General features: G+C 61.0%; 13 protein-coding genes and 1 pseudogene. 4 read left to right on the top strand and 10 right to left on the bottom strand.

The annotated features are described in order from the left end of the window. Window positions 1–76: 76 nt before the first annotated feature. Window positions 77–1,774, bottom strand: a complete 1,698-nt coding sequence (locus tag NQ492_RS14450; protein WP_015545996.1) for an ABC transporter ATP-binding protein — start codon at window positions 1,772–1,774, stop codon at window positions 77–79. Continuing rightward, a complete protein-coding gene (locus NQ492_RS14445; protein WP_259872967.1) occupies window positions 1,771–4,917 on the bottom strand; it encodes a UvrD-helicase domain-containing protein in 3,147 nt (1,048 codons plus the stop codon). The genes NQ492_RS14450 and NQ492_RS14445 overlap by 4 nt, the downstream gene beginning before the upstream one ends. Window positions 4,918–5,012: 95 nt before the next feature. Here NQ492_RS14445 and NQ492_RS14440 point away from each other — a divergent pair, with 95 nt between their 5' ends. Together NQ492_RS14440 and NQ492_RS14435 are read left to right on the top strand one after the other, a co-directional pair. Further along, a complete protein-coding gene (locus NQ492_RS14440) occupies window positions 5,013–5,714 on the top strand; it encodes a GIN domain-containing protein (RefSeq protein ID WP_015545995.1) in 702 nt (233 codons plus the stop codon). A 99-nt stretch (window positions 5,715–5,813) separates the two neighbouring features. Further along, a complete protein-coding gene (locus NQ492_RS14435) occupies window positions 5,814–8,654 on the top strand; it encodes a PD-(D/E)XK nuclease family protein (protein ID WP_015545994.1) in 2,841 nt (946 codons plus the stop codon). A gap of 224 nt (window positions 8,655–8,878) precedes the next feature. Here NQ492_RS14435 and NQ492_RS14430 read toward each other — a convergent pair whose 3' ends face one another. The 3 genes from NQ492_RS14430 to NQ492_RS14420 all read right to left on the bottom strand — a co-directional run bounded on the left by NQ492_RS14430 (window position 8,879) and on the right by NQ492_RS14420 (window position 11,581). Next, the gene (locus NQ492_RS14430; RefSeq protein WP_195285135.1) at window positions 8,879–9,517 is read right to left on the bottom strand and encodes an HAD family hydrolase; all 639 of its coding nucleotides are present in this window, start codon (window positions 9,515–9,517) and stop codon (window positions 8,879–8,881) included. Between the two features lie 89 nt (window positions 9,518–9,606). Next, window positions 9,607–10,557 carry a M23 family metallopeptidase gene (locus NQ492_RS14425; protein ID WP_015545993.1) on the bottom strand — a complete coding sequence of 317 codons (951 nt, stop codon included), beginning with the start codon at window positions 10,555–10,557 and terminating at the stop codon, window positions 9,607–9,609. A gap of 1 nt (window position 10,558) precedes the next feature. Continuing rightward, a complete protein-coding gene (locus NQ492_RS14420) occupies window positions 10,559–11,581 on the bottom strand; it encodes a M23 family metallopeptidase (RefSeq protein WP_015545992.1) in 1,023 nt (340 codons plus the stop codon). 96 nt (window positions 11,582–11,677) lie between these two features. Here NQ492_RS14420 and alaS point away from each other — a divergent pair, with 96 nt between their 5' ends. Both alaS and gpmI read left to right on the top strand, forming a co-directional pair. Beyond that, window positions 11,678–14,302 carry an alanine--tRNA ligase gene (alaS, locus tag NQ492_RS14415; protein ID WP_044054668.1) on the top strand — a complete coding sequence of 875 codons (2,625 nt, stop codon included), beginning with the start codon at window positions 11,678–11,680 and terminating at the stop codon, window positions 14,300–14,302. Window positions 14,303–14,548: 246 nt separating this feature from the next. Further along, window positions 14,549–16,078, top strand: coding sequence for a 2,3-bisphosphoglycerate-independent phosphoglycerate mutase (gpmI, locus tag NQ492_RS14410; RefSeq protein ID WP_015545990.1), 1,530 nt, complete (start codon window positions 14,549–14,551; stop codon window positions 16,076–16,078). A 340-nt stretch (window positions 16,079–16,418) separates the two neighbouring features. Here gpmI and NQ492_RS14400 read toward each other — a convergent pair. From NQ492_RS14400 to rplM, 5 genes and pseudogenes are all read right to left on the bottom strand, one after another. After that, a pseudogene (locus NQ492_RS14400) lies at window positions 16,419–17,329 on the bottom strand (IS256 family transposase, variant Zn-binding type). A gap of 363 nt (window positions 17,330–17,692) precedes the next feature. Beyond that, on the bottom strand, window positions 17,693–18,523 hold the full coding sequence (gene tsf, locus NQ492_RS14395; RefSeq protein WP_044053944.1) for a translation elongation factor Ts: 831 nt from the start codon (window positions 18,521–18,523) through the stop codon (window positions 17,693–17,695). 36 nt (window positions 18,524–18,559) lie between these two features. Further along, window positions 18,560–19,480, bottom strand: a complete 921-nt coding sequence (rpsB, locus tag NQ492_RS14390; RefSeq protein WP_022061028.1) for a 30S ribosomal protein S2 — start codon at window positions 19,478–19,480, stop codon at window positions 18,560–18,562. 214 nt (window positions 19,481–19,694) lie between these two features. Further along, complete coding sequence (rpsI, locus tag NQ492_RS14385; RefSeq protein WP_022061029.1) at window positions 19,695–20,081, bottom strand: 30S ribosomal protein S9; 387 nt, start codon at window positions 20,079–20,081, stop codon at window positions 19,695–19,697. 5 nt (window positions 20,082–20,086) lie between these two features. After that, a complete protein-coding gene (rplM, locus tag NQ492_RS14380) occupies window positions 20,087–20,542 on the bottom strand; it encodes a 50S ribosomal protein L13 (RefSeq protein WP_022061030.1) in 456 nt (151 codons plus the stop codon). Between the last annotated feature and the right edge of the window lie 180 nt (window positions 20,543–20,722).

The following is a 20,722-nucleotide window of genomic DNA, read 5'->3' as shown; positions in this document are numbered from 1 at the left end:
TCGTAGGCCCTCTCCCTCGCTGGGAGAGGGTCGCAGCTGGCGGATGGGAATAAGGGACGGCTTCCGATTCTTCATCTTATTTTTCCAGCGTTATGATTCGGTCGCAGTATTCGAGCGAGGTTTCGCGGTGGGCGATCACCAGCAGCGTAAGGCCCGGATTCCGCGCGGCGATCGCGGCGATCGAACGGTTGATCTCCCCTTCGGTGCGGCTGTCGAGCGCCGAGGTCGCCTCGTCGAAGAAAAGCACGTCGGCGCGGCGGTAGAGGGCGCGTGCGATGCCGATGCGCTGCCGCTGTCCGCCCGAGAGGCGGCTGCCGCATTCGCCGACGGGGGTGTCGATCCCCAGGGGCAGCGAAGCGATGAATTCGCCCAGCTGGGCCGCTTCGAGGGCTTCGGTGACCCGGCGGCGGTCGATTTCGGCGTCCGGGACGCCCGGTGCGACGTTGGCCGCGAATGTTCCGTCGGTGAGGAACAGACGCTGCGAGACATAGCCGATGCGGTTCTGCCATGCCCGGCGGTTTGCGGCGGTGAGGGGCGTGCCGTCGACGGCGATTTCTCCCGACGTGGGTTCGTAAAGGCCCAGCAGGAGGTTGAAAAGGGTGGTCTTGCCTGCGCCCGACGCTCCGCGGATGCCGATGCGTTCGCCCTTGCGGATGGTGAGCGTGAGGCCGTGGAAAAGTTCCCGGCTCTCTTCGGTGAAGCGGAACGAGAGGTTGCGGACCGAGATTTCGCGCTCGAAGGGCAGCGTTTCGCGCGTCGGGACCTCGGGGTGCGCGGAGGCCTGCTCGTGGAGGGCCGCTTCGCGCAGGATGGGGATGGTGTAGCGGTTGTAGCGGATCGTGGCCCAGCCCGACATGATGCCGCGCACGGAGGGCATCAGCCGCAGGGCCGCCACGGCGAAGACGCCGAACAGCAGCTGCGACTGCCCGCCGCCGAAGCTCACGGCCGCCAGCAGGGCCATGCCCACGGCAAGCCCGATCTCGGTGAAGAGTTGGGGCAGCTGGCCGATGTCGGCCTCGCGCGAGCGGGTGCGCACCACTTCGTCCATCGTGCGGTCGAAGGCGCGGAGCATCCCCGGGAAGGCGTCGCTCAACTCGATGTCGGCGTATCCCCGGAAGGTCTCGGCCACGAGGCGGGACTTCTCGCGCTGGGCGCGGTTCTCCTGTTCGCCGTAACGGTTGATGCGGTTGCGGACCAGCGCGTAGTAGAGCCACACCGCGGGGAGGAAGATCACGACGGAGAGCAGCGCCGCGAGAGGCGTGTAGAGAGCCAGCGAGGCGAACAGCAGGACGAAGAGCATCGCCTCGGCGATCATCGCGGCGGCGGGGCGCAGGACCCCGGCGGCGAATGCCAGGCAGACGACGTTGACGTTGCGCGCCAGCACCGAGGAGTTCGAATTGTTGATGAAGGCCAGACCCCGGTCGTGGTAGGCGATGTAGAGGCGGCGCGAAAGGGTGCGGTAGAGGTCGTAGATGTAGCGGCGTTCGGCGCGTGCCAGCAGGAAGTTGACGCCGCATTTGAGGACGATGAACCCCACGACGGCCCCGCAGACCGCGAGTGCGAACGTGCGCGGCGAAGCGACGCCCGACCAGACGTAGACCATCGCCAGCGGCCCGTCGCCCTCGAATCCCGCGGGGTCGAGCACCAGCGTCAGCACCGGCAGCAGGGCCGCGAGTCCCGCCAGGTTCAGCACGGCGCGCAGCACGAGGGTCGCGGCGATGCGGAGACCCCGGCGGCGGAATGCGGCGGGAAGGCTTCGGAGAATGCTTCTCATGGCTCCACTTTTTCGATTTTACCCAGTTTCACATACCACAGATACCCCTCGGCCGGGGCATAACCCATTTCGCCCAGCAGGCGGAGGTATTCGCGCATCTGCCGGCGGTGGCGTTCGGCGTCGCGCAGGCCGAACTTGTAGTCGACGACGACGACCCGGCGTCCGTCGATCATCACGCGGTCGGGACGCCGCGTCGACCCTCTGCCGGGGATGATGATTTCGTTTTCGTTGCGCACGCGCTCCCAGCCTCCGCCGAACCATTCGCGCACCTCGGGGTGTTCCAAGGCCCGGGCGATCATCTGCCGCAGGGTCGCGGCATCGGCTTCGGACAGCGTGCCGTCGGCCTGCATGCCGCGCACGGCCTCGTGGATTCCGGCCTCGTCGTCGGCCTGCTCGAAGGCCCTGTGCATCAGGATGCCGAGGTTCCGGGGCGAGAGCTCGACCTCGCCGCCGTCCTCGAAATAGCGTTGCGAGGGGAGCCGCAGCCGCAGGTCGGCCTGCGCCGTGGGGTACTCCTCCAGAATGACGTGCTCGGCCTCGGAGCGTTTCGAACCGCCCGCGACGGGGCCCGCGAACTCCCCGAAAGCGAAGTGTTCGCCCGCTTCGTCGATGGTGCAGCGGCCTTCGAAGTCGCCCAGCAGGGCCTTGTCGCCGTCGGTTGCGATGCTCTGGAGCAGCAGCCCTCCGACCGTGCGGCCGCCCTTCTGCGGGATGAAGACGTGCAGCGACTCGGCGGCGCGCGTGAGGGCCACGTACAGCAGGTTGACGTTGTCGACGTGGGCGTAGACCAGCTCGCGGTAGTACTCCGACGAGAAGCCCGATTCGGCCATCGCCTTCTTGTACCTCACCGGGAAGCGGCCGATCGCTTCGGCCCCGTCGCCGCGGGCCTCGGCCCAGACGATGTTCTGCACCGTGCCGCTCGACTTGGGGTCCGGCGACCACGAGCAGTAGGGGATGAGCACGGCCCGCTTTTCAAGCCCCTTGGCCTTGTGGATGGTGGTGATCTCGACCGTCGTGGCGCTCTCCTCGACCGACAGCGAGCGGTTTTTGCCCGTCTCCTCCCACCAGCGGAGGAACAGCGCTATGTCGGCGATTTTCGTCGCGCAGAACGAGATGATCTGCTCGTGGATGGCCTGGAGGTAGGCCGTCTGCCGACGGTCGCCTTGCAGGGCGTGCCGCATGACGATCCGCTCGAACGCCTCCTCGGGCGACAGGAGCCGCACCGAGCGGAAAAAATCGCGTTCCGAATCGTCGAGCGGCCGGTCGAACGGGCGGCCGAGGTAGTGGTTGTAGACGGCGCGCGAGAGCGAGTCGTCGGGGTTGAGCGCCAGCCGCAGGGCCGCGGCGATGAACGAGCTGACGGGGGCGTTGCCCACGATCAGAGCCTCCTGGGTCATCACGTCGAAACGGTAGCGCGGGTCCTCGTTGCGGCGTTTGAAGTCGAGCAGTTCGGCGGCGACCTTCGCGCCGTCGGTGGCCCCGCGCACGAGGATCATAATGTCGCACGGCCGGAATCCCTTGTCGATCAGCGCGCAGATGCGCTCCACGACGGGCGGCCGCTCGGCGAAGGTCTCGACCGAGACGTAGCCCGGGTGTTCGGCCATGCGGCGCGGGAGCTGGGCATGTCCGCGGTAGGCGTCGGCGAGGGTGTCGCGCAGCGCGGCGGCCTCCGCGGGATCGACGGAACCCTCCTCGGAGGCCTTTGCGAGGGTTTCGTTCAGCGCACGGTTGTCCGCGGCGACGATCCGTTCGATGATGCGGTTGTTGAAGGCGACCACCGCGGGGAGGCTCCGCCAGTTCTCCCGCAGCACCTCGACTTGGGTGTCGCTCGCGCCCAGCGCCTGCTGGGCCTCGCCGTGGAGGATTTTCCAGTCGCCGCCCCGCCAGCGGTAGATCGACTGCTTGATGTCGCCCACGATCAGCACCGAGGTCTCCTCCGACTGCGCCATGGCGTTTTGCAGCAGGGGCAGGAAGTTTTCCCACTCCTTCAGGGAGGTGTCCTGGAATTCGTCGATCATAAAACGCTCGAAACGGTTGCCCACCTTCTCGTAGATGAACGGCGCGTCGTTGTGGCCGATGAACTCCGAGAGGACGTATTTGGTTTCCGAGAGGAGCATCATGTTCTGCTCGTCGCACAGCTGCTGCACCCGCTTGTAGAGGTCCGACAGCAGGGCGAAGCTGCGGTAGTTCTCCTTCAGCAGGTCGCAGGTGTTCCAGCTCTTGCGGTTGGCGTCGTAGATGTCGCACATTTCGCGCAGCAGGGGTTGCAGCTCGGGGGCCAGCGCCTGCGCGGGCGATCCCTTGGCGCCCCAGCCCTCGGGCGCGGCGGCCATCTTGGCCACCGTCGCGCCGTAGGGTTTCAGTTCGCCCGCGGCGACGGTGAAGAAATAATTGGCGAAGCTGCGGCTCTTGCCCGAAAAGTCGGCGGCCGTAAGTCCGGCCCGGGAGATGATCGCAACGGCCCGGGCGGCGGTCTGCTGCAATTGCTTTTTGGTCGCCTCGGCCTGCGCCGCGGCGCGCGATACGATCCGGCCCAGTTCCTCGCGCGACCGCGGCACCGACAGCGCGTCCTTGTTCTTCTCCTTGAACAACTCGCCGCCGAGCGAAAGGATGCCGTCGCGGATGTCCCATTTGCGGCCCTCGTCGATGCGCTCCTGCACGAACTCCGTGAGCCAGCGTTGCAGGTCGCGGTCGACGGTGATCTGCTCGATGAGCGTGTCGGCGCCCTTCGACAGCACCGAAGCCGTCTCGATCTCGACATTGTAATTGAGGTCGATGCCCAGCTCCTTGATGAAGGCCCGCAGGATGCGCTGGAAGAAGGTGTCGATCGTCAGCACCGTGAAGCGCGAGTAGTCGTGCAGGATTTTCGAACGCACCTCGGCGGCGCGTTTGCGCACCGAACGCTCGTCGAGCGACAGCTCGCGGCAGAGGTTTTCCAGATAGGGGCTTGCGCCTCCCGAGGCCAGACGGTGGATCTCCTTCAGGATGCGCGATTTCATCTCCTCGGTGGCCTTGTTCGTGAAGGTCACGGCGAGGATGTGGCGGTAGAGGCCCGGCTGGTCGATCACGTCGCGGACGTATTTGTAGGCCAGCTGGTAGGTTTTTCCCGATCCGGCGCTTGCATTCAGAATCTTCGCTCTCACTGTCCGAAATTTCGTTTTAATGGGTAAAAATACAAAACAAATCCCGAACTTCGCAATAATTTTGTAATTTAGCGGAGCTAAAACAAGATCTTGTTATGAAGAAAATGATTCTGACGGCCGTGATGCTGGCCGCCGCAGCGCTCTGCCGGGCGCAGCAGCCCGCCGAAACCGGGGAACGCCGCGAATGGCTCACGTCGTTTACAGCCGTCGAAGTGTCGGCGCCGCTCGACGTCAAATTCGTGCAGGTTCCCGACACCGAAGCCCCCAAGATCGTCTACGACACCAAAGGTTCCTATACGACCAAATTCCGCGCCGAGGTGAAGGACAAGGTGCTGCGCATCACGGAACGCTCCGACGCCCGCCGGCCCGACCGCACTTCGGTGACGGTTTATTACAATTCGCTGGAGCGCGTCGCCATTGCCGACGCCGTGGCGACGTTCGACAGCACGCTGGTGGCCACGGTCCTCGACCTGACCGTGGGCGGCATGGCGCAGGTGACGGCCCGGATGGATGTCAAGGACCTGAAAATGGAGCTTACGGGCAAGAGCACGGCGACGCTGACGGGCGCGGTGCGCTACCTTTCGCTGTTCGTCTCGACCGGAAAACTCGAAGCAGCGGGGCTGGAGGTGATGGCCGCCGAGGCCAACGTCACCAGTTCGGGCGTTGCTGCGCTGTGGGTGACCGACCGTTTCCAGGGCAAAACCTCGACCGGGGGCAAGATCACCTACAAGGGCGCTCCGCCCATTGTGCGCAGCGGCGCGAAGTTCATGGGCGGCGACATCACAAGGGTGGAGTGATTCGCAATTCATAATTCATAATTCACAATTTTGACTTTGCTGAAGTCGGTTTTAAACGTCTGCAAACTAAATTATTGTGAATTGTGAATTTTGCATTATATGAAAACCTTTCTCCACGAAGTTGCCGAAGACCTCTATGCCCGTTACGGCGAAGGGCTTTCCGAAAGGGCGATCCTCTTTCCGTCGCGGCGTGCGCGGCTGTTCTTCGTCGACGCCCTGACGGGCATCGCCGGGCGTCCGATGTGGCAGCCCCGGTGGGTGACGGTCGACGATCTGACGACCGAGATTTCGGGACTCCGCACCGGGGACCGCGTGCGGCTGATCACCGAACTCTACAAAATCTATTCGGAATACCACGCCGAGCCGTTCGACAAGTTCTATTTCTGGGGCGACATGCTCCTGACGGATTTCGACACCATCGACAAATACCGGATCGACGCCGCGATGCTGTTCCGCAACATCTCGGAGATCAAGGAGATCGAGGCCGACATTTCGTACCTCACTCCCGCGCAGCTGCAAATCCTGCGTTTCTGGTCGACGCTCGCCGACGAAACCGACCTCTCGGAGGAGAAGCGCCGCTTCCTGGCGATCTGGAAGACTCTTGGGCCGGTTTACGCCCGCTTCCGCGAACGGCTCTCCGAGCTGGGCATCGCCTACAACGGCATGGTCCAGCGGGCCGCCGCCGACCGCATCCGCGGCGAGGGGTATGCCTTTCCCGAGGCGCGGCAATATGTCGTGGCGGGATTCAACGCCCTGTCGGAGTGCGAGAAACAGCTATTCCGCTTCCTCTCGACGGCTGCCGAGACCGATTTCTACTGGGATTACGACTCCTATTATAAAGACCGCCCCGAGCAGGAGGCCGGGATGTTCGTGCGCGAGAACGTCGTGCAGTTCCCGCCGCGCGGGGACGTGTCGCACGACAACATGGAGCGTCCGAAGGAGCTGACCGCCGTGGCTGCCGTGTCGAACGCCGTGCAGTGCAAGCACGCCGCCGCAATCCTGCGGGAACTGGCCGCACGGGGGCCGCTGGACAAGCGCACCGCCGTGGTGCTGACCGATGAAAACCTGCTCCTGCCGCTGCTCTACGCCCTGCCGCCCGAGATCGGGAAGGTCAACGTCACGATGGGCTATCCGCTGCGGGCCAGCCTGGCCTACACCTTCGTCGAACGCCTCGTGGAGTTGCAGGCCCACCGCCGCACGAAGGGCGCAGGATGCACGTTCTACCATGCCGACGCCGTGGGCATTCTCGCGCACCCCTACGTCGCGGACAGCGATGCCCGCGAGACCCGCGCCATGCAGGACGAGATCGTGCGCGAACGGCGCATTTCGGTCGACGCCGCATGGCTGGGACGCAACGACCTGCTGCGGATGATCTTTTCGCCCGCCGCCGCGTGGCGCGAGTTGTCCGACTGGCTGCTGCGGGTCGTCGCCGCCGTGGCCCGGACGCCCTACGAGGGCGACGACCGGCGTCAGCGCGTGGAGTTTCTGGCCGTGATTTCGGAGGAGATTTCCAAACTTCGCAATTCGCTGGACGAGTGCGACATCGAGTTGACGACGGAGGTTTACACCTCGCTGCTGCGTCGCCATTTGCAGACCGTGCGCATCCCCTACGAGGGCGAGCCGCTCGAAGGGGTGCAGGTCATGGGCATCCTCGAAACCCGCAACCTCGATTTTGAAAACGTCGTTCTGCTCTCGATGAACGACGACAACTTCCCGGGCAACCACATGGCGCAGGCGTCGTTCGTGCCCTACAACCTGCGGGCGGCCTACGGACTGCCCACGCCCGAGCACCACGAGGGAGTTTACGCCTACTATTTCTACCGCCTCGTGCAGCGCGCCCGGCGGGTGTGGATGCTCTACTGCTCGCACGCCGACGACAAATCGACGGGCGAACCGAGCCGCTACATCTACCAGCTCGACTACGAGAGCGGATTTCCCGTCCGGAAGGTCGAGGTGGGTGTGGATGTCAACCTCGCCGAGACCGATCCGATCGAGGTGGCCAAGGACGAGGGGATCATGCAGCGTCTCGGACGCTTCACCGACCCAGAATCGAAGGCCACGCTCTCGCCGACGGCTTTCTTCCGCTATGTGGCCTGTCCCCTGCGGTTCTATTTTCACTCCGTGGCGCGTCTCCAGGCCGACGACGAGATCGCCGAGGAGGTCGACGCCCCGATGTTCGGCACGATCCTTCACGCCGCGGTGCAGAAACTCTATGCCCGGATCGTGGGCGAGGCGCACCCCGGCGAGACCCTGCGGGCGATGATCCGCACGGGTGAGATCGCCGCGGCGGTCGAGGCGGCGATCAACGAGAATTATTTGCAGGACCCCGCGGCCACGACCGACGACTATACGGGCAACCTGCTGCTGGTCAAAGACATCGTTACACGCTATCTGCGGGGCGGGGTGATGCCCTACGATGCGGCGCACGACGGCTTCACGGTCACGGGGCTGGAGCAGGAAGTGGCATACGGATTCGATTTCACGGCGGCGGGCCGCCCCCTTTGCATGAAGTTCGCGGGCATCGCCGACCGCATCGACGCGCTGGACGACGGAACGCTGCGTGTGGTGGACTACAAGACCGGGGCGCCGCACCTGGAGTTCGCCGGGATGGAGAGCCTTTTCCGCGGCGAGGGCAAACAGCGGCTTTCGAACATCCTCCAGACCTTGCTCTACGCCATGATGCTCTACCGCACGCGGGGCGTCGACGCCGAACCCGCGCTCTACTACGTGCGGGCGATGAACCGTCCCGACTACCTGCCGACGCTCGACGACCGGGAAACGGGCGTCCGCGGCGGACGTTACACGCTTTATGCCGAACGGTTCGAGGAGTTGGTGCGCCAAACGCTGGCGGAGCTCTACGATCCCTCGGTGCCCTTCCGCCAGTGCGAGGACGCCGACACCTGCAACTTCTGCGATTTCAACGTGATTTGCAAGAGGTAGTTTTTGCGGCCTGCGGCCGCGGGATTTCATGTACTTTTTTCCGCAAAAAGTACCAAAAACTCCCCGACGGATGCCTTTGCCTGCGACGAACCGGCTAACGCTGGCTCCGGGCGACTATTCGCGGGGGCGCACGCGCCCCGTCCCTTCCGCTTGCGCTTTTAGCCGGTCCGTCGCTTAACGGCCCCGGCATCGAGTCGGGATCGGATTGTCTCCAAGATTTAAGTCTACAATTTCACCACGAAATACGACGCTCCGCTGCGGCGTGCCGCCTCGATGCCGATTGCGGAATCCTCGAAGATCAGCGTCTCGCGCGGCGTGCAGCCTTCGCGGCGCATGGCCTCCAGAAAACAGTCCGGAGCGGGTTTCGGACGCTCCACATCGGCGCCCGAGAGAATGCCGTCGACACGGCCCAGCGGCGCTGCGGGGTCCGTTCCGCCGGAGTGGAAGCCCGTTTCGGAGACCCCGCCCTCTGCCGTGGGGCCGCCGATTCCCAGGTGGCGCATCACGTTGTCGATGTTGGCCCGGCTGCCCGTCGAGACCACCCACACGCGGCCGCCGCCGGCGCGGAACTGCCGGCAGAACGTCCACAGGGGTTCGTTGAGCCGCACGGTGTCGAAAAACGTGGGGTAGAGGGCGATCTTGCGAAGCCGCAGCCGCTCGCGTTCGGCGGGGTCGGCGATTCCGAAGCGTGTGAGAAACTCGTTGCACCGCATTCCGAAGTAATTGGCGGCGTACTCCTCCTCGGTGAGCGTGTAGCCCGCTTCGCCGAGGGCCGCGACGTAGGAGAGCGTGTTGGCCCGCCGGGTGTCGGCCAGCGTGCCGTCGAAATCGAGCAGAAGAAGGCGGATTTCAGAATTTTCCATTTTTCGGTTTGCTATTCGGTCGAAGGCGTGTATCGGCTATGACTCGTTCCAAAGGCTCGTTGCCGCCTGAATCCCGGCTCTTGGCCGGGTCAGTCGAACGACTGCATGCCGGTCTGGGCGATGCGCATCAGGCGTTGGTACTCGGTGGGGGTCAGCTCCATGAAGAAATAGTGGATCGGGTCGACGCGCATGCCGTCGAGCCGCACTTCGTAGTGGAGGTGGGGGGCCAGCGAAAGGCCCGTGTCGCCCGAGAGGGCGATGATGTCGCCCCGCCGCACGGTCTGGCCCTTGCGGACGTTGATCTTCGAGAGGTGGCTGTACGAGGTTTCGTAGCCGTTGCCGTGGTCGATCACTACGGTCTGGCCCTGCGTCGAGTTGCGCTGCGCCGCGTCGCGCACCACGCCGTCGGCCGTGGCGAAGACGCGCGAACCCTCGGGGATGGTGTAATCCACGCCCTGATGCGATTGCAGCGTCTTGTAGAAGGGGTGGATGCGCATGCCGTAGGAGGCTGTGAGCAACGTCAGCTGCTTGTTGATCACGGGCTGGATCGAGGGGATGTTGTCGCACCTGCGGCCCGCCGTGTCGATGCGCGCCTGCAGTTCGAGGTACGAGGCGTTGAGCGTTTCGAGCTGTCGTTCCATTTCGCTCACCCTCTCGCGCAGTTCGCGTTTGAGCTGACGCGTCGAGCGGCCCACGATCTTTTCGTAGGTCGAACTCTGCCGTTGTTCGTGCTCCGAGTCGAAATCGTACGGCTCCGACTCGAAGAGGATGCGGAAAACGTTGCGGTCGCGTTCCGAAAGGTTTCCCAGAACGGTCGAGAGCGAGTCGTACCGGGCGGACAGCGCCTCGTATTCGCGGCGCAGGCGGTCGGTCGAGTGCTTCATCTGGTATTCGAACGGCGTGTCGAAGAAGACCGAGAAGCCCACGTAGTAGAGCACCGCCATCCCCAGCCACACGAAAAGGTGGACCGTGGCGCGGATGATCCGCTGCTTGCGCCGCCTGCGCCTGCGCAGACGCTCTAAATCCTTTTTACCTGCCATGTCAGAGCTTTTCGAAGTTGGTCTCGCGCATGTTCTCCATCAGGCGTTCGTACTCCTCGGGGGTCATGTTGCGGTTGAAATAGTTGATCGGGTTGACGGGCACGCCCTTGTGGATCACCTCGTAGTGGAGGTGGGGGCCCGTCGAACGCCCCGTGTTGCCCGTCCGGGCGATGATCTGGCCGCGCGTGACGCGCTCGCCGGGTTTCACGAGCACCTCGTTCAGGTGGGCGTAGCGCGTCTTGTAACCGAATTCGTGGTTGAGCAGCACCTGCTTGCCGTAGCCGCCGTTGAAGCCGCTGGCCGAGGCTGTTTCGACCACGGCGTCGCCCGTGGCGTAGACCGGAGTGCCGCAGTCGCAGCCGAAGTCGATGCCCGTGTGGGGGCGGATGTAGCCCAGCACGGGGTGCATGCGGCGCGCGCTGAAGGCGCCGATGTGGTTGTTGTGCAGCGCCGAGCGGTCGATGGGCCAGATGGCCGGGACGGCTGCCGAGAGCTGCTCCTTGTTCTTCGAGAACTGCTGCAATTCGTCGAACGACACCGATTCGAGGTAGATCGTCCGGGCCAGCGCGTCCAGCTGCCGCCATGTCCCGACCATCAGCGGGGCGTAGTCGTCGGCGGCGAGCGGGGCGTATTTCGAATCGGGGTAGGGTTGCCACACGCCCGGGATCGAGAGCGTGTCGGTCGAGAAGAGCGAGCGGTAGACGTAGTTGTCGCGGTGGCGTATTTCGTCGACGCGCTGCTGGGCGGTGCGGATGCGGTCCTGGAGAATGCGGTATTTGATCACCGTCTCGCGGTTGTCGCGCAGGATGCGGTACATCTTGGGCGTGTAGAAGAAGTAGGAGAAGAGGACGTTGGCGATCGACACGAGGATGAATCCGATCAGGATCTTGCGGATCAGGCGGTAGGTGCGGAGCCGGAACGGGGCCGTCATCACGCCGTGCGTGAGAACCTGCGCCTCGTGTGTCAGCTCCTCTGCGCCTGTCCGAAGCGTTTCGGTTCCGAATCTGTGTCCTTTTTCGCCCATCGCGGAAAAATCTCCTTTAATAGGATGCAAATTTAGTTTAAAATGTGTAATTTTGCAACCCGAAATCAAGAACGTGAAAATAGGATAAATCAATATATCATGGAGTCAAATAAAATTCGTCAGGCCTTTCTCGACTTCTTCGAGTCGAAAGGGCATGCTATCGTGCCTTCGGCCCCGATGGTCGTCAAGGGCGACCCCACGCTGATGTTCACCAACGCGGGCATGAACCAGTTCAAGGACATCTTCCTGGGCAACGCCCCCCGCAAGTATCCGCGTGCGGCCGATACGCAGAAATGTCTGCGCGTTTCAGGCAAGCACAACGACCTGGAGGAGGTCGGCCACGACACCTACCACCATACGATGTTCGAGATGCTGGGCAACTGGTCCTACGGCGATTACTTCAAGAAGGAGGCGATCGAGTGGGCCTGGGAACTGCTCCACGGCGTCTACGGACTGCCCGCCGAGCGGATGTATGCCACGGTGTTCGAAGGTTCGGAGGAGGACGGCGTGCCGTTCGACCAGGAGGCTTACGACTACTGGCTCCGGTACCTGCCCGCGGACCATATCATCCGCGGCAACAAGCACGATAATTTCTGGGAGATGGGCGAGACGGGACCCTGCGGACCCTGCTCGGAAATCCACTTCGACCTGCGCGACGAGGCGGAGATCGCCGCCAAACCGGGCCGCGAGATGGTCAACGCGAGCCATCCGCAGGTGATCGAGATCTGGAACCTCGTCTTCATGCAGTTCAACCGCAAGGCAAACGGCTCGCTGGAGGAACTTCCCGCGCGCAACGTCGACACGGGCATGGGCTTCGAGCGCCTCTGCATGATCCTCCAGGGCAAGAAGTCGAACTACGACACCGACGTTTTCCAGCCCACGATCGGCCGCATCGCGGAGATGTCGGGCAAGAAATACGGCGAGGACCGGAAGGCCGACGTGGCCATGCGCGTGATCGCTGACCACCTGCGCGCCATCGCCTTCTCGATCGCCGACGGCCAGCTGCCGTCGAACGTCAAGGCGGGCTATGTCATCCGCCGCATCCTGCGCCGCGCCGTGCGCTACGGCTACACCTACCTCGGCTTCACCGAGCCGACGCTCTGCCGCCTGGTTCCCGGACTGGTCGGGCAGATGGGCGGCCAGTTCCCCGAACTGAAGGCCCAGCAGGGACTGATCGAAAAAGTGATCGAGGAGGAGGAGTCCTCGTTCCTGCGCACGCTCGCCACGGGCATCAACCTGCTGGACGGCGTGATCTCCAGAACCAAAGGCGAAGGCAAGGAGCTTATTTCGGGCAAGGACGCCTTCGAACTCTACGATACGTTCGGTTTCCCGATCGACCTCACGGAGCTGATCGCCCGCGAACAGGGCGTCGGCGTGGACCTCGCCGCCTTCGAGAAGGAGTTGCAGGCCCAGAAGGAGCGTTCGCGCAACGCCGCCGCCGTCGACACCGACGACTGGGTGGAGCTGTTCCCCATCCGCGAGAGCGTCTTCACGGGCTACGACACGCTGACCGAGAAGGTCCGCATCGCACGCTACCGCCGCGTCACGTCGAAGGGCAAGACATCGTACCAGCTGGTTTTCGACCGCACGCCGTTCTACGGCAACTCGGGCGGCCAGGTCGGCGACATCGGTATGATCGAGAGCGCCAACGAGCGTATTCCTGTCGTGGCCACCGAGAAGGAGAACGGCCTGATCATCCATATCGTGAACCAGCTCCCGGAGAACCCCGCGGCCGAATTTACGGCCCGGGTGGACCCTGAAAAACGGCAGGCCGCAGCCAACAACCACACCGCCACGCACCTTATGCACGAGGCGCTGCGCAAGGTGCTCGGCGCGCATGTCGAGCAGAAGGGTTCGCTGGTGACGCCCGAAATCCTGCGTTTCGACTTCTCGCATTTCCAGAAGGTGACGCCCGAGGAGCTGCGCAAGGTGGAGCAACTCGTCAACCGGGCCATCCGCGCCAACTATCCGCTCGTGGAGAACCGCGAGGCTACGAAGGAGGAGGCCGAGAAGTGCGGTGCGATGATGCTCTTCGGCGAGAAATACGGCGACAAGGTCCGCATGGTCCGCTTCGGGTCGTCGGTCGAACTGTGCGGCGGTACGCACACCGGCGCCACGGGCAATATCGGCTTCTTCAAGATTCTCTCGGAGAGCGCCATTTCGGCCGGTGTGCGCCGTATCGAGGCTGTCACGGGCGAGCAGGCCGAGAAGGTGCTCTATGCCGCCGAGGACACGATGCGCAACATCGCCGAATACCTCAATAACCCGCAGGTCGTGCAGGCCGTGAAGAAGATGCTCGAAAGCAACGAGACCCTCTCGAAGGAGGTCGAGTCGATGCGCCGCGAGCAGGTGGCCCAGTGGGCCGACAAGATCGCCGCATCGACGCCCGAGCGTCACGGCATGCAGCTTTTCGCCACGCAGACCGACCGCCGTCCCGACTTCGTGAAGGACCTGGCCTACAACCTGCGCCAGCGTTCGCCCAGGCTGGTCTTCGTCGTGGGTTCCGTCTGGGACGGGAAGCCGACGCTGACGGTGATGCTGGGCGACGAGATCACGGCCTGCGGCGTGAATGCCGGAGCCGTCGTGCGCGAGGCCGCGAAGCTGATGCAGGGCGGCGGAGGAGGACAGGCCTTCTTCGCGACGGCCGGCGGCAAGAATCCCGACGGTTTGCAGGCCGCCATCGACAAGGCCGTGGAGTTGATTTGCAATCAGCTCAATTAAAAATGAAAAATTAAGAATTAAAAATTCTGTATTTTCAGTCGCACTCTGGTCGACATCCCGGTCGTAGTTCCTGCTGAAGTTTGGGGCAAAACCCCGGGTGAAACTTTGGTTGAAATCTTGGTCGCGACGCGATTAAGCCCCCGCCAAGGCGGGGGTTGGGGGTGGGTCCAATTTGTAAACGCGGCGGTACGCCGCGACAACGGCGACCGAGAGCAATATTGACGAATAATAAAACAAGATACATTTATGAGCAACAACAAGGTATTACTTATGATTCTCGACGGCTGGGGAAACGGCCGTCACGATAAGGCGGACGTCATTTCGACCGTGCATCCCGAATACATTTCGGCCATGACCGAAAAATACCCCCATGCCGAACTGCGCACCGACGGCGAGAACGTCGGCCTGCCCGACGGACAGATGGGCAATTCGGAGGTGGGACACCTCAATATCGGCGCCGGCCGCGTCGTTTATCAGGACCTCGTGAAGATCAACCGCGCCTGCCGCGACAACTCGATCATGCAGAACCCGGAGGTGAAAGCCGCGTTCGAATACGCCAAGAAAAACGGCGTGAACGTGCATTTCATGGGCCTCGTGTCGGACGGCGGCGTGCACTCGTCGCTGGAGCATCTTTTCAAACTCTGCGACATCGCCGCCGAATATAAGATCGAAAATACGTTCGTGCACTGCTTCATGGACGGCCGCGACACCGACCCGCGCAGCGGCAAGGGCTTCGTCGCCGACCTCGAAAAGCACATGGCCGCATCGACGGGCAAGGTGGCCACGGTCATCGGCCGTTATTACGCCATGGACCGCGACAAACGCTGGGAGCGGGTGAAAATCGCTTACGACGCGCTGGTCGACGGCGTCGGCGAGAAGGCGTCGGACATGGTCGAGGCCGTGCAAAAATCCTACGACGAGGGTGTGACGGACGAGTTCATCAAGCCCGTCGTGCGCGTCGACGCTGCCGGACAGCCCGTCGGCATGATCCGTCCGAACGACCTGGTGATCTTCTTCAACTACCGCAACGACCGCGCCAAGGAGCTTACCATTGTGCTGACGCAGGAGGATATGCCCGCCGAGGGAATGCACACCATGCCGCTCTACTACTGCTGCATGACCCCCTACGACGCCAAGTTCACGGGTCTGCACATCCTTTTCGACAAGGAGAACGTGCCCGACACCATCGGCGAGTGGGTTTCGAAGCAGGGTCTCAAACAGCTGCGTATCGCCGAGACCGAGAAATACGCCCACGTGACGTTCTTCCTGAACGGCGGCCGCGAGGAGAAATTCGACGGCGAGGAGCGTATCCTCGTCGCCTCGCCCAAGGTGGCGACCTATGACCTCCAGCCCGAAATGTCGGCCCCGGAAGTGGCTGAAAAACTGGTCGCTGCGCTGGGTGAAAAGAAATTCGACTTCATCTGCCTGAACTTCGCCAACGGCGACATGGTGGGCCACACGGGCGTCTATGAGGCGATCGTGAAGGCCGTGAAGGCTGTCGACAAGTGTGTCTCCGAGGTCGTGGAGGCCGCCAGGGCCAACGGCTACGAGGTGGTGATGATCGCCGACCACGGCAACGCCGACAACGCCGTCAATGCCGACGGTACGCCCAACACGGCGCACTCGCTCAATCCGGTTCCCATCGTGGTGGTGTCGGACCGCGTGAAGTCCGTCCGCAGCGGTATTCTGGCCGACGTGGCTCCCACGGTGCTGAAGCTGATGGGGCTGGAGCAGCCTGCCGAAATGACGGGCAAAGCGCTGGTGGAGATGAAATAACCGCTCCCTGCATTGCGAAAAACCCCGGCCGGAAGGCCGGGGTTTTTCGTTTCAGTAGAGTTCGATGAAGGCGTATAGGTCATTTCGGGTGCTAAAATCGTTGTAATACTGGTGTCTGTCAGTATGATATGACCATTCAAAACTTTTGAACACATATTTGATGCGAGCGCTTTCGCTCTATAGGTCAAAACGGGTGCTGAAAATGGCACCCGTTTTTGGTGGATTCATCTGTATTTTGTTATTTTGCATTGCGGCTTAAAGCGTAACGGAGCTCTGCTGGGGAGCACCTCCGCCAGGAATAAAGCCGTCCAATATGCATAATGCGATTCAGGAGATGGCCTTAGCGGTTGTCTCCTTTTTCATTATGCAATTTGGCATATGCCAAGAAAAACCCGTTCATCATCCGCTTGCGGTTTTCCTCAATCATTCCCGGATGATTCCGCAAGGCTTTCTTCATGTCGGTGAATGTGCCTTCGATCATATTGTTTGTGTTGGGCATACCTCTGACTTTCTCGTATGTAAACAAAAAGGAAGGTAGGTCGATATGCTGACCATGGCAGATCTGAGCCGTTGATGGGTATATATCGTGCGTCCGGTAATCTCGTTGACCGTCTTTTCTTTCAGGAAGTCATGCCATTTCCTCTTCCATTTCTCAAATGCACTGACGAATGCACTTTCATTCATGTCTTTTAGACGGTATGCAAGATCCAATAACTCCTTTCCTGCCTCAAGTTGCGGATTCTTGGTCAGTTTTCTTCTTATTATCGCCACCATGTGGAACTGGCACATCTGTATTCTGTATTCCGAAAGGACGGTAAACAGCTTTTGAAAACCATCAATGACAATCCCCTGAATGGCATACCCGCATCCTACTATATGTTTCACAGCGTCCTCGTAATCACTGATGTGCTCGTGGGCGATATGCTTCATGTAAAGAAGTCTGCCGCTTCCGCTTTCCAGAGCCAACAGCACTCCTGTATTGCGCCCAAAATACGTGGCGTCGAGATGTATCACACCGCTTCCTTTGATCCTAGGCTGTTCCCAGCTGAACGAAATGGAGGCAAGCCGACGTGTCACGGTCGAAGCACTGAGACCTGTAGTTTCACTGATCTGGGCTATTGTCTGCTTGCCGTGCAGGTACATCTCCCAGATGTCTTCTTTTGTAAAATCACGCCCGCCGCTGAAGCGGCGTCCACAAACCATGCACTTGTATCGTTGGACGCTTTTGCGTTTTCCGTCCTTCTTTACAATGGGGGAATTGCATGTCGGGCATTTTTTTGTTCATAATGCAATTTCTATATTTTCAAATGCCAAAATATACTGAAAATCAAATAGAATGCCACGCTATCGGCACCCGTTTTGACCTATAGCGTGGCGTTTTCCTGTTTTTGAGGCGTTTCAGCACCCGTTTTGACTAATAAGTCTTTTTTACGGCAGCCCACGGAAGAGACCGGGAGAGAAAATCCCCGGACGGGTAGCGCCGGAGTGCGTCCCGTCCGGGGATTTCGAGGGATGTGCGGAAATATCCGCCGTGGTTCCTGCGGAGAGCCGCAAATGGCAACAAAAAAAACAGACCGGATCGCTCCGGTCTGTTTTCATATAAATCGGCTTGGACTATTCGCCCAGAGCGAACCGCTTGTAAGCCACGACCGTGGCATCCTTGTCGGCCTTGTGGATGTAGTCGGCGATCGACTCCTTCTCGCCTACCACCGGCTGGGCCAGCAGCGTGTTCTCCTCGAAGAACTTGCGCATCTTGCCTTCGGCGATCTTCTCCAGAATGGCCTCGGGTTTGTTGGCGTTCTTGGGGTCCTGCTTCATGGCCTCCACGGCGATCTTACGCTCGTGCTCCACAACCTCTGCGGGGCAGTCCGCCTCCGAGATCGAAACGGGAGCCATGGCCGTAGCCTGCATGGTCACGGTGTGTGCGACCTCGGCGGGAATCTCCTTGTTGAAGCCCAGGATCGTACCCAGCTTCTTGTTGAAGTGCACGTAAGCAGCGCAGTAGGGAGCCTCGATGCGGCCGTAGTAAGCCAGCTCGATCTTCTCGCCCGTCTGACCCGATTTCTCGGTCACCATCTCCTCGACGGTGCGGCCCTCTGCGTTTTTCGCAGCCATCAGCACATCGCGGTCGGCAGCGTCGTTCTTCACGGCGACCTCCAGCATGGCCTCGGCCGAAGCCGAATACTCGGAGTTCTGGGCCACGAAGTCGGTCTCGCACGCCAGGCAGAGGATGTAAGCCTTCTGGCCTACGATCTTCGTAACGACGACACCCTCGGTAGCGGTGCGGTCGGCGCGCTTGGCGACGATGAGCTTACCTTTCTCGCGGATAATGTCCTGAGCGCGGGCAAAATCACCTTCGGCTTCGATGAGGGCCTTCTTGCAGTCCATCATACCGGCGCCGGTCATCTTGCGGAGCTTCATTACATCAGCAGCTTTGATTTCCATAATCTTGTCCTTTCTCTATAAGGTTCGTAAATACAATTATTCTGCCTTTTCCTCGGCGGTCTCGGCTGCTTCAGCAACAACTTCGGCTGCTTCTGCGGGAGCGGCAGCAGGCTCCTCGTAGGGAGTCTCGACAGCGGCGACAACCTCTGCCACGGCAGCCTCCTCGGCATCAATCGCAGCCTTCACGGCCTTCTTGATGCGGGGCTTGCCCTCCTTCTTAACGGTTGCACCCTCGGCGTCAGCCTCCTGTGCCTCCTTCTCCTTTTCGAGCTTGCGCTCCTCGGTGCCCTCGGCGATAGCGGCGCACATGGCTTCGAGAACCACGGCGATCGACTTGGTGGCATCGTCATTTGCAGGGATAACGTAATCAATGTCGGTCGGATCACAACAAGTGTCTACCATTGCAAATACGGGGATGCTGAGGCGTTTGGCCTCCTTCACGGCGTTGGCCTCCTTCTGTACGTCGACGACGAACAGAGCCGCCGGAAGACGCGTCAGGTCGGCGATCGAGCCGAGGTTCTTCTCCAGTTTCGCACGCTGGCGGGAGATCTGGAGTTTTTCGCGCTTGGAGAAATTATCGAACGTGCCGTCGGTCGCCATCTTGTCGATGGTGGACATTTTCTTGACGGCTTTACGTATGGTGGGGAAGTTTGTCAGCATACCGCCGGCCCAACGCTCGGTGACGTAAGGCATACCGACGGCTGCCACCTTTTCGGCAACAATGTCCTTGGCCTGTTTCTTGGTCGCTACGAACAGCACGCGGCGACCGCTCTTGGCGATCTGCTTGATGGCCGCAGCAGCCTCATCGATCTTCAGGACGGTTTTGTGCAGGTCGATGATGTGGATGCCGTTCTTCTCCATGAAGATGTAAGGAGCCATTTTGGGGTTCCATTTGCGCTTCAGGTGACCGAAGTGCGCACCGGCTTCCAATAATGTATTAAAATCTGTACGTGACATTTTAATTCAATTCGTTGATTAATTTTAATTCTCTTTTCTTCAACCCTCCGGGTAGCGGCCTGGCCGGTCCCGGGGAGTTTTCCGCGGCGCGGCAACCAGATAGTAGACTAATTAAAAATTAAGAATTAAAAATGAAAAATTCCCAATATATAAATAAGTATCCATGTGGTTTGAGAACCGTCGCCGTGCGTTGCCGAAATTCCGGTCGTGCGTATTAACGCTTGCTGAACTGGAACTTGCGGCGTGCACCGGGCTGACCGGGCTTCTTACGCTCAACCTCGCGGGAATCGCGCGTGAGGAATCCGGCCTTCTTCAGCACCGGACGCATCTCCGCGTCGATTTCGCACAGTGCGCGTGCGATGCCCAGACGAGCGGCCGAAGCCTGTCCCGTGATACCACCGCCATCGAGGTTGATGACGATGTCGTAATTCTCCGCCGTGTTGGTGGCCAGCAGGGGCTGCTTCACCTGGTACTGGAGAATTTCGAGCGGGAAGTAAACTTCAAGCGCTTTGCGGTTGATTGTAATCTGACCCTTGCCCGGCTTCACGTATACGCGAGCCACAGCGGCCTTACGACGACCTACGGTGTTTACAACTTCCATAACTCTTACTTAATCTCGTTTAATTTAATAGTCTTCGGGTTCTGTGCGGCGTGGGGATGCTCTGCGCCGGCATAGACCTTCAGGTTCGACAGCAGCTTGTCGCCCAGACGGGTCTTGGGCAGCATGCCTTTGACGGCCTTCTCGATGAGGAAGGTCGGTTTCTTTGCCAGATAGTCGGCAGGCGTAGCGAAACGCTGGCCGCCGGGGTATCCGGTGTGACGCGTGTAGACCTTGTCGGTCATTTTGTTGCCCGTGAGCTTCACCTTCTCCGCGTTGATGACGATGACGTAGTCACCACAGTCGACGTGGGGTGTGTAGCTGGGCTTGTTCTTGCCTCGGAGGATCTTCGCGACCTGCGATGCAAGACGTCCCAATACCTCGTTCGTAGCGTCGATCACCACCCATTCCTTGGTGACGGTCGCAGCGTTCGCCGAGATAGTCTTGTAGCTTAATGAATCCACTGTTTTTACGTTTAATTTAACTTATTGTAATCCGTTCCCCGCACATTGCGGGTGCGCAAAGGTACGAAAAAGTTTCTGATCTGCAAAAACAAATGAAAATCAAAATCGAAAACCGCGCAAAAAAACCGCAACGGCCCCGTATTCAGGAGAGTTGCGGCATTCCGAAGCAGGAGCGCGGCG

Source organism: Alistipes shahii WAL 8301, from assembly GCF_025145845.1.
GTDB lineage: Bacteria > Bacteroidota > Bacteroidia > Bacteroidales > Rikenellaceae > Alistipes > Alistipes shahii.
The sequence above is the reverse complement of the archived record's forward strand: the minus strand, read 5'-3'. Positions and strand labels throughout refer to the sequence as shown.

What these genes read in the sequence shown, in the direction of transcription:
- NQ492_RS14450 (WP_015545996.1), bottom strand. Translation starts at nt 1,774, where the DNA reads ATGAGAAGCATTCTCCGAAGCCTTCCCGCCGCATTCCGCCGCCGGGGT.
- NQ492_RS14440 (WP_015545995.1), top strand. Translation starts at nt 5,013, where the DNA reads ATGAAGAAAATGATTCTGACGGCCGTGATGCTGGCCGCCGCAGCGCTC.
- NQ492_RS14435 (WP_015545994.1), top strand. Translation starts at nt 5,814, where the DNA reads ATGAAAACCTTTCTCCACGAAGTTGCCGAAGACCTCTATGCCCGTTAC.
- NQ492_RS14430 (WP_195285135.1), bottom strand. Translation starts at nt 9,517, where the DNA reads ATGGAAAATTCTGAAATCCGCCTTCTTCTGCTCGATTTCGACGGCACG.
- NQ492_RS14425 (WP_015545993.1), bottom strand. Translation starts at nt 10,557, where the DNA reads ATGGCAGGTAAAAAGGATTTAGAGCGTCTGCGCAGGCGCAGGCGGCGC.
- NQ492_RS14420 (WP_015545992.1), bottom strand. Translation starts at nt 11,581, where the DNA reads ATGGGCGAAAAAGGACACAGATTCGGAACCGAAACGCTTCGGACAGGC.
- gpmI (WP_015545990.1), top strand. Translation starts at nt 14,549, where the DNA reads ATGAGCAACAACAAGGTATTACTTATGATTCTCGACGGCTGGGGAAAC.
- tsf (WP_044053944.1), bottom strand. Translation starts at nt 18,523, where the DNA reads ATGGAAATCAAAGCTGCTGATGTAATGAAGCTCCGCAAGATGACCGGC.
- rpsB (WP_022061028.1), bottom strand. Translation starts at nt 19,480, where the DNA reads ATGTCACGTACAGATTTTAATACATTATTGGAAGCCGGTGCGCACTTC.
- rpsI (WP_022061029.1), bottom strand. Translation starts at nt 20,081, where the DNA reads ATGGAAGTTGTAAACACCGTAGGTCGTCGTAAGGCCGCTGTGGCTCGC.